This is a genomic window from Streptomyces sp. NPDC008086 (assembly GCF_042957325.1).
GTDB lineage: Bacteria > Actinomycetota > Actinomycetes > Streptomycetales > Streptomycetaceae > Streptomyces.
Window position 1 is genome coordinate 1,104,579 of record NZ_JBIBIA010000001.1, and the last position, 13,009, is coordinate 1,117,587.

Annotated in this window: 9 protein-coding genes; 5 read left to right on the forward strand and 4 right to left on the reverse strand. The window is 69.8% G+C overall.

The window, feature by feature from the left end; all coding sequences use genetic code 11:
- Positions 1-305 precede the first annotated feature (305 nt).
- Positions 306-1,595, forward strand: a complete 1,290-nt coding sequence (locus tag ACFZBP_RS04755; RefSeq protein WP_383445859.1) for an HRDC domain-containing protein — start codon at positions 306-308, stop codon at positions 1,593-1,595.
- 73 nt (positions 1,596-1,668) lie between these two features.
- Here ACFZBP_RS04755 and ACFZBP_RS04760 read toward each other — a convergent pair whose 3' ends face one another.
- Genes ACFZBP_RS04760 through ACFZBP_RS04770 form a run of 3 tightly spaced genes read right to left on the reverse strand, consistent with a single transcriptional unit; the run spans position 1,669 to position 4,759 of the window.
- Positions 1,669-2,499, reverse strand: coding sequence for a carbohydrate ABC transporter permease (locus ACFZBP_RS04760; protein ID WP_383445856.1), 831 nt, complete (start codon positions 2,497-2,499; stop codon positions 1,669-1,671).
- Positions 2,496-3,449 carry an ABC transporter permease subunit gene (locus ACFZBP_RS04765; RefSeq protein ID WP_391409933.1) on the reverse strand — a complete coding sequence of 318 codons (954 nt, stop codon included), beginning with the start codon at positions 3,447-3,449 and terminating at the stop codon, positions 2,496-2,498. The genes ACFZBP_RS04760 and ACFZBP_RS04765 overlap by 4 nt, the downstream gene beginning before the upstream one ends.
- On the reverse strand, positions 3,449-4,759 hold the full coding sequence (locus ACFZBP_RS04770; protein ID WP_383445848.1) for an ABC transporter substrate-binding protein: 1,311 nt from the start codon (positions 4,757-4,759) through the stop codon (positions 3,449-3,451). Before ACFZBP_RS04770 ends, ACFZBP_RS04765 begins: the two co-directional genes overlap by 1 nt.
- A 150-nt stretch (positions 4,760-4,909) precedes the next feature.
- Between ACFZBP_RS04770 and ACFZBP_RS04775 the strand changes: the two genes are divergently transcribed.
- From ACFZBP_RS04775 to ACFZBP_RS04790, 4 genes are all read left to right on the forward strand, one after another.
- Complete coding sequence (locus ACFZBP_RS04775) at positions 4,910-7,279, forward strand: glycoside hydrolase family 2 protein (RefSeq protein WP_391409936.1); 2,370 nt, start codon at positions 4,910-4,912, stop codon at positions 7,277-7,279.
- Positions 7,276-8,310 (forward strand): substrate-binding domain-containing protein, encoded by a 1,035-nt coding sequence (locus ACFZBP_RS04780; protein WP_391409938.1) that lies wholly within the window; start codon positions 7,276-7,278, stop codon positions 8,308-8,310. Before ACFZBP_RS04775 ends, ACFZBP_RS04780 begins: the two co-directional genes overlap by 4 nt.
- A 216-nt stretch (positions 8,311-8,526) precedes the next feature.
- Positions 8,527-9,747: a thiolase family protein gene (locus ACFZBP_RS04785; RefSeq protein WP_383445836.1), complete on the forward strand. Its 1,221-nt coding sequence runs from the start codon at positions 8,527-8,529 to the stop codon at positions 9,745-9,747.
- The gene (locus tag ACFZBP_RS04790; protein WP_391409941.1) at positions 9,744-11,873 is read left to right on the forward strand and encodes a 3-hydroxyacyl-CoA dehydrogenase NAD-binding domain-containing protein; all 2,130 of its coding nucleotides are present in this window, start codon (positions 9,744-9,746) and stop codon (positions 11,871-11,873) included. Before ACFZBP_RS04785 ends, ACFZBP_RS04790 begins: the two co-directional genes overlap by 4 nt.
- A gap of 106 nt (positions 11,874-11,979) precedes the next feature.
- Here ACFZBP_RS04790 and ACFZBP_RS04795 read toward each other — a convergent pair whose 3' ends face one another.
- A complete protein-coding gene (locus ACFZBP_RS04795; RefSeq protein WP_391409943.1) occupies positions 11,980-12,996 on the reverse strand; it encodes a hypothetical protein in 1,017 nt (338 codons plus the stop codon).
- Between the last annotated feature and the right edge of the window lie 13 nt (positions 12,997-13,009).

Genomic DNA, 13,009 nt, shown 5'->3' on the forward strand with positions numbered 1-13,009 from the left:
TTTCGAAAGTCCCCACAGCACCCACGGCGCCTGGCACGCACCCTCGCAGCACCGGCCAAAGGCCCGAGTACGTCCAGTACGAGGGCCTTCGTCCGGCACGCCGAGGGCACGCACCGGCTGCGACACCAGCCGCTGCCGCGGCGGGCGCGGGCACCGCACGGGACTCTCGAAACACCCCCCAGCCCCCACGTGGCCGAGAAGCATCGGTGGGCCGTGGAACACGGCGGGAGCCGTTTGCGCAGGTCACAGCCAACGTGTCCAGAAGGCGCAGGTCAGACGCTCAGCCTTGCGGATACCCTTGACAGGTGACCGACGCCCAAGACACCGCAGCAGACAGTTCACTGCGAACCACCGGAGGCGCCCCTCCGGACGACGGCGGATCTTCTGTTACGGAGGCGCCGATCCCTTTGCTGGAGCCCCGCGAGGGCATTCCGCCCGTGATCGCCGACGAGGCCGCGCTCGCCGAGGTGATCGCCGAGTTCAGCGCCGGCTCCGGTCCCGTCGCCGTGGACGCCGAACGCGCGTCCGGCTACCGATACGGCCAGCGCGCGTATCTGGTGCAGCTGCGCCGCGAGGGGGCGGGGTCGGCGCTGATCGACCCCGTCGCCTGCCCCGATCTGTCGGGCCTCGGCGCGGCGCTCTCCGGTGTGGAGTGGGTGCTGCACGCGGCCACGCAGGATCTCCCCTGTCTGCGGGAGATAGGCATGGTGCCGAGCCGGCTGTTCGACACCGAGCTGGCCGGGCGGCTCGCCGGGTTCCCCCGGGTCGGCCTCGGCGCGATGGTCGAGGGCGTGCTCGGGTTCGTCCTGGAGAAGGGCCACTCGGCCGTCGACTGGTCGACCCGCCCGCTGCCCGAGCCCTGGCTGCGGTATGCGGCGCTGGACGTCGAGCTGCTCGTCGACCTGCGTGACGCGCTGGAGAAGGAGCTGGACCGGCAGGGCAAGCTGGAGTGGGCGCAGCAGGAGTTCGACGCGATCGCGTCCGCGCCGCCGGCTGAACCGCGTAAGGATCCCTGGCGTCGGACGTCCGGCATGCACAAGGTGCGGCGGCGTCGGCAGCTGGGCGTGGTGCGGGAGCTGTGGCAGACACGGGACCGGATCGCGCAGAAGCGGGACGTGTCGCCGGGCAAGGTGCTGTCCGACGCGGCGATCGTGGAGGCCTCGCTCGCCATGCCGGCGAACGTGCACGCCCTGGCCGCGCTGAACGGGTTCGGGCATCGGATGGGTCGGCGGCAGCTGGAGCAGTGGCAGGCCGCGGTGGATCGTGCGAAGGCCATGAGCGAGGCGCAGTTGCCGGCGCCGGGGCAGCCGGTGACGGGGCCTCCGCCGCCGCGGGCCTGGGCCGACAAGGACCCTGTTGCGGCGGCTCGGCTGTCTGCGGCTCGGGCTGCGGTCTCGGCGTTGGCCGAGCAGCTCAACATGCCTCAGGAGAATCTGATCACTCCGGATACGGTGCGGCGGGTTTGCTGGGAGCCGCCCAAGGTCGTCGACGCGGGCTCCGTCGCGGAGGCGTTGGCCGGGTATGGGGCTCGGGCCTGGCAGGTTGAGCAGGTCACGCCGGTTTTGGTGGCTGCTTTGTCCGCCCAGTCGCCGTAGGAGGTCTCTCTCGTACGGCGACTGCGGGTGGTCTTTGGCCGGTCGCGCAGTTCCCCGCGCCCCTAGAGGCGCCTCACCTGGTCGCTCCCTTCGTGAAACCGTTGTAGATGAATCGTTGCAGCAGCAGGAAGGCGATCAGCGTCGGCAGGATCACCAGGACCGCTCCTGCCGAGATCGTTTCCCAGTGGGCACCGAAGGGGCCCTTGAAGCGGAACAGGGACGTCGAGATCACGCCAAGATCTTCCGAGGGCATGTAGAGGAACGGGATGTAGAAGTCGTTGTACGTGGTGATGCCCTTGACGATCACCACGGTCGCGACGGCCGGTTTCAGGAGCGGGAAGATGATCTTTCGGTAGATCGTGAACGCGTTGGCGCCGTCCAGGCGGGCCGCCTCGTCCAGAGACGTCGGGATCGAGCGGACGAACTGCAGGAAGATGTAGATCGAGACGATGTCCGTGCCCATGTAGAGGACGATGGGCGCCCAGAGGCTGTCGAACATGCCGAAGCTGTTGACGATCTGGAAGGTCGCCACCTGGGTGGTGACGCCGGGGACCAGGGCGGCGACCAGGAACAGGGCCACCACCAGCTTCTTGAAGCGGAAGGTGAAGCGGTCGATGGCGTACGCCGTCATCGAGCCGATGAGGACCGTGCCGCCGATGGCGAAGAGCAGGATGACCGCCGTGTTGGCGAAGGCCGAGAGCATCCGGCCGTCCTCGAACGCCGTCGCGTAGTTGTGGAAGTTCAGCAGATTGCCGGGGAGGGCCAGGGCTCCGCTGTCGTTCGCCATCTCCCGCTCGGACTTGAGCGATGTCAGGACCACGGCCGCCAGGGGCAACAGGACCACCACCGTCGCGGCGAGCAGGGAGAGGTACACCAGCGTGCGGGCCAGCGCGTGCCGGGTCATGCGAGGTCCACCTTGTCGTCGGGGACGAGACGGCGCTGCACCCAGGTCACCACCAGGACGATCAGCAGCAGGACGACCGCGGCCGCCGAGGCGAGCCCCGTCTTGTTGAACTGGAAGGCCAGCTTCACGGTCTGGATCACGAAGGTCTCGGTGCCGGTCGCCCCGCCGGTCATGATGTACGGGATCTCGAAGACCGAGAGCGAGCCGGAGATCGACAGGATCACCGTCAGGGACAGCACCGGCTTGATGCCGGGCGCGATGATGTGGCGGAACTGGTGCCAGCGGTTCGCACCGTCCAGTTCGGCCGCCTCGTACAGCTCCCCCGGGATCGACTGGATCGCGCCGAGGAAGAGGACGAAGTTCAGGCCCAGGTAGCGCCAGACGGAGACGGCGGCGAGGGAGGTGTTCGCCGACTCCGGTGTGCCGAGCCAGGCGCGGTCCGTCTCCACGCCCAGCAGGCTCAGCACGGAGTCGAGGGTGCCGCCGTCCTGGAAGAAGTAGAGGAAGACGAAGCCGATCGCGACGCCGTTGATCAGGTACGGGAAGAACAGCACGCCCTTGAAGAAGTTCCGGAAGCGGACGTTGAAGCTCAGGATCGTGGCGAAGTAGAGGGCGGCGACGATCTGGAAGACCGAGGCCGCCAGGTAGTAGCCACTGACCCAGAAGACCTCGAACAGGTCGGATCGGGTGAAGAGTTCGGCGTAGTTCTCGGCGCCCGTGTAGTGCAGCTCGGGGCTGACGCCGTCCCAGTCGGTGAAGCTGTACGCGACCATGTTGGCGATCGGCGCGTAGGTGAAGACGATCAGCAGGGCGAGCGGCGCGAGCAGGAAGAGCCAGGGGGTGGCCCCGCGCCACAGACGTGCCGGGCGCGGGGCGGGGGCCGGTTCGGGGGCGGCGCCCACCGCCCCCGCGGGGGCCATGGCGGCCGCCTTCTCGGTCGTGTCCGTCATCAGGACCCCAGGGACTGCTGGGTCTCGGTCCACTTCCTGCCGAGGTCGTTCAGGAAGTCGTCCAGGTCGCCCTTCGTGGCGCCGCGGGCGAGGTCGACGAGGTCCTGGCGGTAGTCGGGCTTGTAGATGCCGATCTCGGACTGGTTGTCGATGGACTTCACCACGGCGCCCTTGCTGTCGTCGAGGTCGAGGATCTTCACCCCCGTCTCCTCGTACGGCTTCATGATCGTGGGCAGCGGGGCGGACTTGAGCGGGGACAGGGCGAGGTTGTCGGCCGCGTAGCCGGACTTGTCGGTGAACCAGTCGAGCCAGGCGCGGGCCGCCTCCTTGTGCTCGGAGTGGATGTTGACGGCCTGGTTGTAGTCGGGCTGGGCCACCGCGCAGAAGGTGCCGTCCTTCTGGGCGGGGAAGGGCATGAAGCCGATGTCGTCCGGGTCGGTGCCGGCCTGCTGCGCCGCGCCCCGCATCTGGATGACCGCCCAGGATCCGAGCCACATCGTGGCGATCTCCCCCTTGGCCAGCTTGGGCTTGGAGGCCTCCCAGTTGGTGGTCGTCGGGTCCTTCTCGACGAGCCCCTCGTGGACGATGTCGTACAGCAGGGTGTCGGCGGTGCGCACATCGGCGCCCTCGGCCCACGGGTCGCCCTCGGCGAGCTTCGTGGTGGCCTGCTCGTCGCAGCTGACCGAGCCGTTGACCTGCGTCCACTGGGTCAGCGGCCACATGTCCTTGAAGTTGGTGTAGTACGGGATCGCGTCGGTTCTCGACCTGATCGCCTTCAGGTCGTCCAGGAACTCGGCCGGGGTGGTCGGCCAGTCGGTGACTCCGGCCTCCTGCCAGACCTTCTTGTTGTAGATGAAGCCGGGGACCGCGCCGAGCGGGCTCTGCCCGTAGACCTTGCCGTCCACGGCGGTGTAGTCGGTGAAGCGGTACTCCTTGCTGCGCTCGGCCTGGGTGCCGAGCGCCGCGAAGAACCTGGGGTAGTCCTTCTTCTCGATCACCGCGGGGATCATGAGGACGTCGCCGTAGTTCTCCGTGTTCATACGGATCTTTACTTCGCCCTCGTAGTCGGTGATGGCGTCGAACTCGACCTTCACCTTGGGATACGTCTTGTTGAACTCGGCGGCGTACTTCGTCATCGTCCCGTCCTGCACGAGGTCGGTGCGATGGGTGAGGACGGTGATGGTGCCGCTCACCTTCGACGGGTCGTCGGCGGCTTTGGCTTCGGCGCCCTGCGAGCTTCCTCCGGTGCCGGTGCACGCCGAGAGCAGCAGGGCACCCGTGGCGGCGGCGAGGAGTGTACGGCGGTTCATGTGCGTCAGCTCCGTTCTGGGGACGGACGAGCACGAGCGGGTTGGCTGGTTCCGAACTCTGACAACGTTTTCTTAACCGGTAAAGTCCGTATCTCGCCAACGATGCCAAATTCCGTCCCAGCACTGGGATGAATCGGTTTAGGAGTGCGGATGCTTCAGGCCACACCGCTCACCGACGGATGGACCCTGCGGCACGAGGGAGCCGCGCTCCCCGCCACCGTGCCGGGCTGTGTGCACACCGATCTGCTGGCCGCCGGGGCGATCCCGGACCCCTTTCTCGGGCGGGGCGAGACCGAGGTGGCATGGGTGGGGCGGCGGGACTGGACCTATGAGACCGACCTGGCCGTCCCGTCCCGTCATGAGCAGACCGACCTCGTCTTCGACGGGCTCGACACCGTCGCCGAGATCTCGCTCGACGGCCGGCTCCTGGGCCGGGTGAGGAACATGCACCGCTCGTACCGCTTTGACGTGACGGGGATGAGCGGACGGCTCTCGGTGCGTTTCGCCTCCGCGTACGCCGAGGCGGAGGCGGTGCGCGGCAGGCTGGGCGAGCGGCCGGCCGCCTACGCCGAGCCGTACCAGTACCTCCGCAAGATGGCCTGCTCCTTCGGCTGGGACTGGGGGCCGACACTGGTGACGGCCGGGATCTGGCGGCCGGTGCGGATCGAGCAGTGGTCGACGGCCCGGATCGCGCGGGTGCGGCCCCTGGTGACCGTCGAAGAGGGCACCGGGCGCGTCGAGTTGGCGGTCGTCGTCGAGCGGACCCGGGTCGAGGCGCCGCTCACCGTCGAGGCGACGGTCGGCGGGGTGCGGGCCCGGGCCGACATCGAGGGTACGGGCGGGGTCGTACGGCTGTCCGTGCCGGACGTGGATGTGTGGTGGCCGCGCGGATACGGTGAACAGCCGCTGTACGACATCGAGTTGACGCTGCTGCACGGCGGGGACGCGCTGGACGTGTGGCGGCGCCGGGTCGGTTTCCGCAGCGTCGAGCTGGACCGCCGGCCCGACGCGCACGGCACCGGCTTCACCCTCGTCGTCAACGGCGAGCGGCTCTTCGCGCGGGGCGTCAACTGGATCCCGGACGACGTGCTCCCGTCCCGGGTGACACGGGAGCGGTACCGCGGGCGGCTGGCGCAGGCGGCCGACGCGGGCGTGGACCTCGTACGGATCTGGGGTGGCGGGATCTACGAGAGCGAGGACTTCTACGACGCCTGTGACGAGCTGGGACTGCTGGTCTGGCAGGACTTCCCGTTCGCGTGCGCGGCCTACCCGGAGGAGCAGCCGCTGCGCGGGGAGGTGGAGGCCGAGGCCCGGGAGAACGTCGTACGGCTGATGCCGCATCCCTCGCTGGTGCTGTGGAACGGCAACAACGAGAACCTGTGGGGGTTCCGGGACTGGGAGTGGGAGCCGCGGCTGGCCGGGGAGTCCTGGGGAGAGGGGTACTACCTGGGCGTACTGCCGCGTGTGGTGGCCGAGCTGGATCCGACGCGGCCGTACACGGCGGGCAGTCCGTGGTCCGGCTCCTGGGACCACCACCCGAACGACCCGGCGCACGGCACGCACCACTCCTGGGAGGTGTGGAACCGGGAGGACTACGCCGACTACCGGCTGAGCGTGCCGCGGTTCGTGGCCGAGTTCGGCTGGCAGGCGCCGCCCGCCTACGCCACGCTGCGGCGCGCCCTGCCGGGTGAGGAGCTCGCGCCGGACTCCCCCGGCATGCTGCACCACCAGAAGGCGGACGACGGGAACGGCAAGCTGAGGCGAGGCCTCGAGCGGCATTTCGCCTTCCCCGAGGGGGACTTCGACCGCTGGCACTACCTCACCCAGGTCAACCAGGCGCGGGCCGTCGCGGCCGGGATCGAGCACTGGCGGTCGCACTGGCCGGTGTGCGCGGGCACGGTGGTGTGGCAGCTGAACGACTGCTGGCCGGTGACGTCCTGGGCCGCGATCGACGGGGACGGCCGGGAGAAGCCGCTGTACCACGAGCTGCGGCGGCTGTACGCGGACCGGTTGCCGACGTTTCGGGTGCGGGAGGACGGGCTGGAGTTGGCCGCCGTCAACCAGGCCGCGCAGGAGTGGGCGGGTGCGGTGCGGCTGCGGCGGATGTCGGTCGAGGGGGTGGTGGTCGGCGAGGCGGGCGTGGCGTTCGCCGCCGGAGCGAGGACCGTGGCCCGGGTGGAGGTGCCGAGGGAGCTGGAGCCGGGCGGGCCGAAGGAGTTCCTGGTCGCGGACGTGGACGGGCTGAGGGCCGTGCACTTTCCCGCGCCGGACCGCGAAGTGCCGTATCCCCGGCCGGAGTTCGACGTCACGCTCGCGCCGGGCGGGGTCACGGTGACGGCCCGTACCCTCGTCCGGGATCTGCTTCTCCAGGCCGACCGGCTGGATCCGGACGCCGTGGCCGACCGGGGACTGGTCACGCTGCTGCCCGGCGAACAGGTGACCATCGGTGTGCGTCACTGGAAGACTCCTGACGCCGAGGCCGCGCGATCGGCCCTGTACTGCATGGAGCCCAGCCGATGACGGCAACGCCGACCCCCCGCGTCACCATCAAGGACGTCGCCGCGCGCGCCGGTGTGTCCAAGGGGGCCGTGTCCCTCGCCTTCAACCACAAGCCGGGGCTGTCGGAGGCGACCCGGGACCGTATCTTCCGGGCCGCGCGGGAACTGGGGTGGGCGCCCAACCTCACCGCGCGGACACTGGCCGGGTCGCGGGTCGACGTGGTGGGTCTGGCGATCTGCCGGCCGGCCCGGATGCTCGGTCTCGAACCGTTCTACATGGAGTTCATCTCGGGCGTGGAGAGCGTCCTGACCGAGCACTCCTGCTCGCTGCTGCTACGGCTGGTGCGGACCGTGGAGGAGGAGACCGGCCTCCAGGAGTCGTGGTGGCGGGGGCGGCAGATCGGCGGATCGATCCTGGTCGACTTCCGCGCGGACGACCCGCGCGTGGCGATGGCGCAGCGGCTCGGGATGCCGGTGGTCGCGGTGGGGCACCCGTCGCTGACGGGCGGGCTGACGTCGGTGTGGACCGACGACGCCACCGCCGTGTCGGAGGCGGTGCGGTATCTGGCCGCGCTGGGGCATCGGCGGATCGCCCGGGTGGGCGGGGCGGCGGCGCTCGGGCACACGTCGATCCGTACGGCGGCGTTCGACGAGGCGGCCGGGGCGCTGGCGCTGGCCGGGGCGTGGCAGGTGACGACGGACTTCTCGGGGGAGGCGGGGGCGCGGGCGACTCGGTCGCTGCTCGCCGCGTCGGGGGTCGACCGGCCGACGGCGATCGTGTACGACAACGACATCATGGCGGTGGCGGGGTTGTCGGTGGCTGCGGAGATGGGGTTGCGGGTGCCGGAGGACGTTTCGTTGTTGGCGTGGGACGACTCGCAGTTGTGCCGGCTCACGCATCCGACGTTGTCCGCGATGAGTCATGACGTGCACGGGTTCGGGGCGGAGGTGGCTCGGACCTTGTTCGGGGTGATCATGGGGGGTGGGGTGGGGTCGCATCCGGTGGCTACGCCCGTACTGGCTCCTCGGGGGTCCACAGCGCCGCCTCGGTGAGGTTCGTATGGGTCTGCGGGTCCGTGGGTGCTTCTCGCGCGGTTCCCCGCGCCCCTGTCGGGGCGCTCCAGCACCGTCGGCTTTGATGTGACCTTCGCCGCTCCTGCCCCCAGGACTGTGCAGCTACGTTACTCGTAAGTAGCATGAACCTGAGCGCGCGCTCAGCGCTTGCGTAGCGCAGCAGTGCAGATCCCGCACCTCTGGAGGAGAGCCATCGTGCCTCGTACCGTCAGGGACGTCGTCTTCGTCGACGGCGTCCGCACCCCGTTCGGCAAGGCGGGCCCGAAGGGCATCTACCACGAGACCCGCGCCGACGACCTGGTCGTGAAGGCGATCCGGGAGCTGCTGCGCCGCAACCCCGGTCTCGACCCGAAGCAGATCGACGAGGTCGCCATCGCCGCGACCACGCAGATCGGTGACCAGGGCCTGACCATCGGCCGTACCGCCGGGATCCTGGCCGGTCTGCCGCAGTCGGTGCCCGGCTACTCCATCGACCGCATGTGCGCCGGCGCTCTGACCGCCGTCACCTCTGTCGCCGGCTCGGTCGCCTTCGGTGCGTACGACGTAGCCATCGCCGGTGGTGTCGAGCACATGGGCCGCCACCCCATGGGTGAGGGCGTCGACCCGAACCCGCGGTTCGTCAGCGAGAAGCTGGTCGACGAGTCGGCGCTGTTCATGGGCATGACCGCCGAGAACCTGCACGACCGCTACCCCACGATCACCAAGCAGCGCGCCGACGAGTACGCCGTGCGCTCGCAGGAGAAGGCCGCCAAGGCGTACGCCAACGGCAAGATCCAGGCCGACCTGGTGCCGATCTCGGTGCGCCGCACCAACGCCGACGCCGGTGAGACGGGCTGGGGCCTGGTCACCGCCGACGAGCCGATGCGCCCCGGTACGACCCTGGAGAACCTCTCCGGTCTGAAGACGCCGTTCCGTGTCCACGGGCGCGTCACCGCCGGTAACGCCGCCGGTCTGAACGACGGCGCCACCGCCTCCCTCATCGCCTCCGAGGACTTCGCCCGCGAGAACAACCTCCCGGTGAAGATGCGCCTCGTCTCCTACTCCTTCGCGGGTGTGGAGCCGGAGGTCATGGGCTACGGCCCGATCCCGGCCACGGAGAAGGCGCTCGCGCAGGCGGGGCTGTCCATCGAGGACATCGGCCTGTTCGAGATCAACGAGGCCTTCGCCGTCCAGGTGCTCGCCTTCCTGGAGCACTACGGCATCGCCGACGACGACGCGCGCGTCAACCAGTACGGCGGCGCCATCGCCTTCGGCCACCCGCTGGCCTCGTCGGGTGTGCGTCTGATGACGCAGCTCGCCCGCCAGTTCGAGGAGCAGCCGAACGTCCGCTACGGCCTGACCACCATGTGCGTCGGCTTCGGCATGGGCGCGACGGTCATCTGGGAGAACCCGCACTTCGACGGAGGCAGCAAGTGAGCACCACCGCTGAGCTTTTGAAGGGTGCAGCCGAGCTGTTCCCCGACGAGGTCGTGACGTCCGCGCACGTACGTCACCTGGACCTGCCGTACGGCGCCGGGCGCTTCGCGCTCATCACGCTGGACAACGGCTTCGACCACACCAAGCCGACCACCTTCGGCCCGCAGTCGCTGGCGAACCTCGACAAGGCCATCGACCAGGTCGAGGCCGAGGCCGCCGCCGGTGACATCGTCGGCGTCGGCATCACCGGCAAGCCGTTCATCTTCGCCGTCGGCGCCGACCTCAAGGGCGTCGAGCTGCTGAAGGAGCACAAGGACGCGCTGGCCATCGGCAAGGGCGGCCACGAGGTCTTCAAGCGCCTCGCGGGCCTGGCCGTGCCGACCTTCGCGTACTACAACGGCGCCGCCATGGGCGGTGGCGTCGAGGTCGGTCTGCACTGCAAGTACCGGACGGTCAGCAAGGCGCTCCCGGCCTTCTCGCTCCCCGAGGTCTTCCTCGGCCTGGTGCCCGGCTGGGGCGGCTGCACGATCCTGCCGAACCTGATCGGTGCCGACAAGGCCGTCTCGGTGATCATCGAGAACAGCCTCAACCAGAACAAGCAGCTGGGGGGCCAGCAGGTCTTCGACCTGGGCATCGCCGACGCCATCTTCGAGGGCGCGGACTTCCTGGAGCAGTCGCTGATCTGGACCGCCCAGGTGCTGAAGGGCGACGTCGAGGTCGACCGTCCGGTGATCGACCGCGGTGAGGGCTGGGACCAGGCCGTCGCCAAGGGCCGTTTCATCGCGGACAGCAAGGTGCACGGGGCCGCTCCGGCCGCCTACCGCGCCCTCGACATCATCGCCGCCGCCAAGAACGGCGACCTGCAGCAGGGCTACGACGCCGAGGACAAGGCGCTCGCCGACCTGATCATGGGTGGCGAACTGCGGTCCGGCATCTACGCGTTCAACCTGGTGCAGAAGCGCGGCAAGCGTCCGGCGGGCGCGCCGGACAAGAACCTGGCCCGTCCGGTCACCAAGGTCGGTGTCGTCGGCGCCGGTCTGATGGCCTCCCAGCTCGCGCTGCTCTTCCTGCGCCGCCTGGAGGTCCCGGTCGTCCTCACGGACATCGACCAGGAGCGCGTCGACAAGGGTGTGGGCTACGTCCACGCCGAGATCGAGAAGCTGCTCGGCAAGGGCCGGATCAACCAGGACAAGGCCAACCGCCTGAAGGCCCTGGTCAGCGGTGTCCTGGACAAGGCCGAGGGCTTCACGGACGCCGACTTCGTCATCGAGGCCGTCTTCGAGGAGATCGGCGTCAAGCAGCAGGTGTTCGCGGAGGTCGAGGCGGTCGCCCCGGCGCACGCCATCTTCGCGACGAACACCTCCTCCCTCTCGGTCTCCGAGATGGCGTCGAAGCTGAAGCACCCCGAGCGGGTCGTCGGCTTCCACTTCTTCAACCCGGTCGCGGTGCTGCCGCTGCTGGAGATCGTCCGCGGCGAGCAGACGGACGACGCCTCGCTGGCCACGGCGTTCGCCGTCGCCAAGAAGCTGAAGAAGACCGCGGTGCTGACGAAGGACGCCCCGGCGTTCGTCGTGAACCGCATCCTCACCCGCTTCATGGGCGAGATCCAGAACGTCATCGACGAGGGCACGCCGGTCGAGGTCGCGGAGAAGGCGGTGGAGCCCCTGGGCCTGCCGATGTCCCCGCTCGTCCTCCTGGAGCTGGTCGGTCCCGCGATCGGCCTGCACGTCTCGGAGACCCTCAACCGGGCCTTCCCGGACCGCTTCACGGTCTCCCCGAACCTCGCGGCCGTCGTCAAGGCGGGCAAGCGCGGCTTCTACGTCTACGACTCCGGCAAGCCGGAGCTGGACCCCGAGGTCGCCGCGCTGCTGAAGCAGGGCGATGTCGTCCTGACCGAGGAGCAGGTCCGCGACCGCGTCCTCGACGCCGTCGCCCAGGAGATCGGGCTCATGCTCGACGAGGGCGTCGTCGCCGAGGCCCAGGACATCGACCTCTGCCTGATCACGGGTGCCGGCTGGCCCTTCCACCTGGGCGGCATCACGCCGTACCTGGACCGCGAGGGTGTCTCCGAGCGCGTGAACGGCAAGAAGTTCCTGGCGCCGGGCGTGGCGTCGGTTCCGGCGTAGCACGACTCGTACACGAGTGAGAGCACTCGTACACGAGTGAGGGCCCCTGCTCCGGCAGGGGCCCTTTCGTGTGCGGGACGATTCGTGTGCGATGCCCAGCGGGCCGTCAGACCTCCCGCCACGCCTCCAGGGCCAGCCCCGGCTCCTCCTTGCGTCGGGCGATGAGCATTTGCCCCGTCGACGGCGACAACGTGGCCGCCACCACCCGCCCGTCCTCGTCCACGGCCAGCCCCACCACCGCGTCCACCGGAAGCTGCGGCCCCGACTCGGTCCACCACGCCCCCGCCGACTCCTGCTCCGTCGGGTACGCGGCGAAGGCGACGCGGCCGCTCGCCGAGCGCTGGGCGAGCAACGTGCAGTCGTGGCCGTCGAGTTCGCAACGGATCGCGCAGACCGGGCCGGGGCCCGCGGAGGCCAGCAGGGTCACCGGTTCGGTGCCGGGGCGCCAGGCGCGCAGGTCGCCGGAGTCGTCGGTGAAGAACAGGGTGGTGTGTTCCGCGGAGGTGGCCAGGGCGTGCAGGGTGCCCGGGCGGACGGGGGTCTCCATCGCCTCCTCCAGGACGGGGACGGCGCCGGGCTTCTCCTGCTGCCAGTGCAGCAGGGCTCCGGGAACGGCGGCGTAGAGCTCCACAAGCCCCGACTCGCCGGTCACGGCGGCCAAGTCGTCCTGTACGTCACGGCCCTTGAGGTCACGCCAGGGGCCCCAGCCACCGGCCTCCTTCTGGCCGCGCATGCTGACGCCGCCACCCCTGTTCCGGACGAAGACGTGGGCCCGCCCCTGCGCGTCGACCGTGACGGCGGGGGTGCCGGTGCGGTCGCCGGTCTGGTTCGGGTGGCCGATGGAGATCCAGTCCAGGGCGGCCAGGCGCGGGCGGAAGTGCGTGGAGTGGACGAGGCCCGCCTCACCGGCTTTGGTGGGACGCCAGGCCGCCAGATGGGCGTAGGCGTCGGTGCCTTGGCCGACCGCGGGGCCGGGGCGCAGTTTCTGGTCGCCGCCGACCTTGCGCGGGGGTTCCCAGGGGCCGCCGGGTCCGAGTTCCGCCCGGCACAGGACGGCCTCGCCGGTCGGCAGATAGACGCTGAGGCGGCCGTCACGGCCGCGGATGAGCCAGTCGCCGTTCACCGGATCACCATAT

What these genes read in the sequence shown, in the direction of transcription:
- ACFZBP_RS04765 (WP_391409933.1), bottom strand. Translation starts at nt 3,449, where the DNA reads ATGACGGACACGACCGAGAAGGCGGCCGCCATGGCCCCCGCGGGGGCG.
- ACFZBP_RS04770 (WP_383445848.1), bottom strand. Translation starts at nt 4,759, where the DNA reads ATGAACCGCCGTACACTCCTCGCCGCCGCCACGGGTGCCCTGCTGCTC.
- ACFZBP_RS04775 (WP_391409936.1), top strand. Translation starts at nt 4,910, where the DNA reads ATGCTTCAGGCCACACCGCTCACCGACGGATGGACCCTGCGGCACGAG.
- ACFZBP_RS04780 (WP_391409938.1), top strand. Translation starts at nt 7,276, where the DNA reads ATGACGGCAACGCCGACCCCCCGCGTCACCATCAAGGACGTCGCCGCG.
- ACFZBP_RS04760 (WP_383445856.1), bottom strand. Translation starts at nt 2,499, where the DNA reads ATGACCCGGCACGCGCTGGCCCGCACGCTGGTGTACCTCTCCCTGCTC.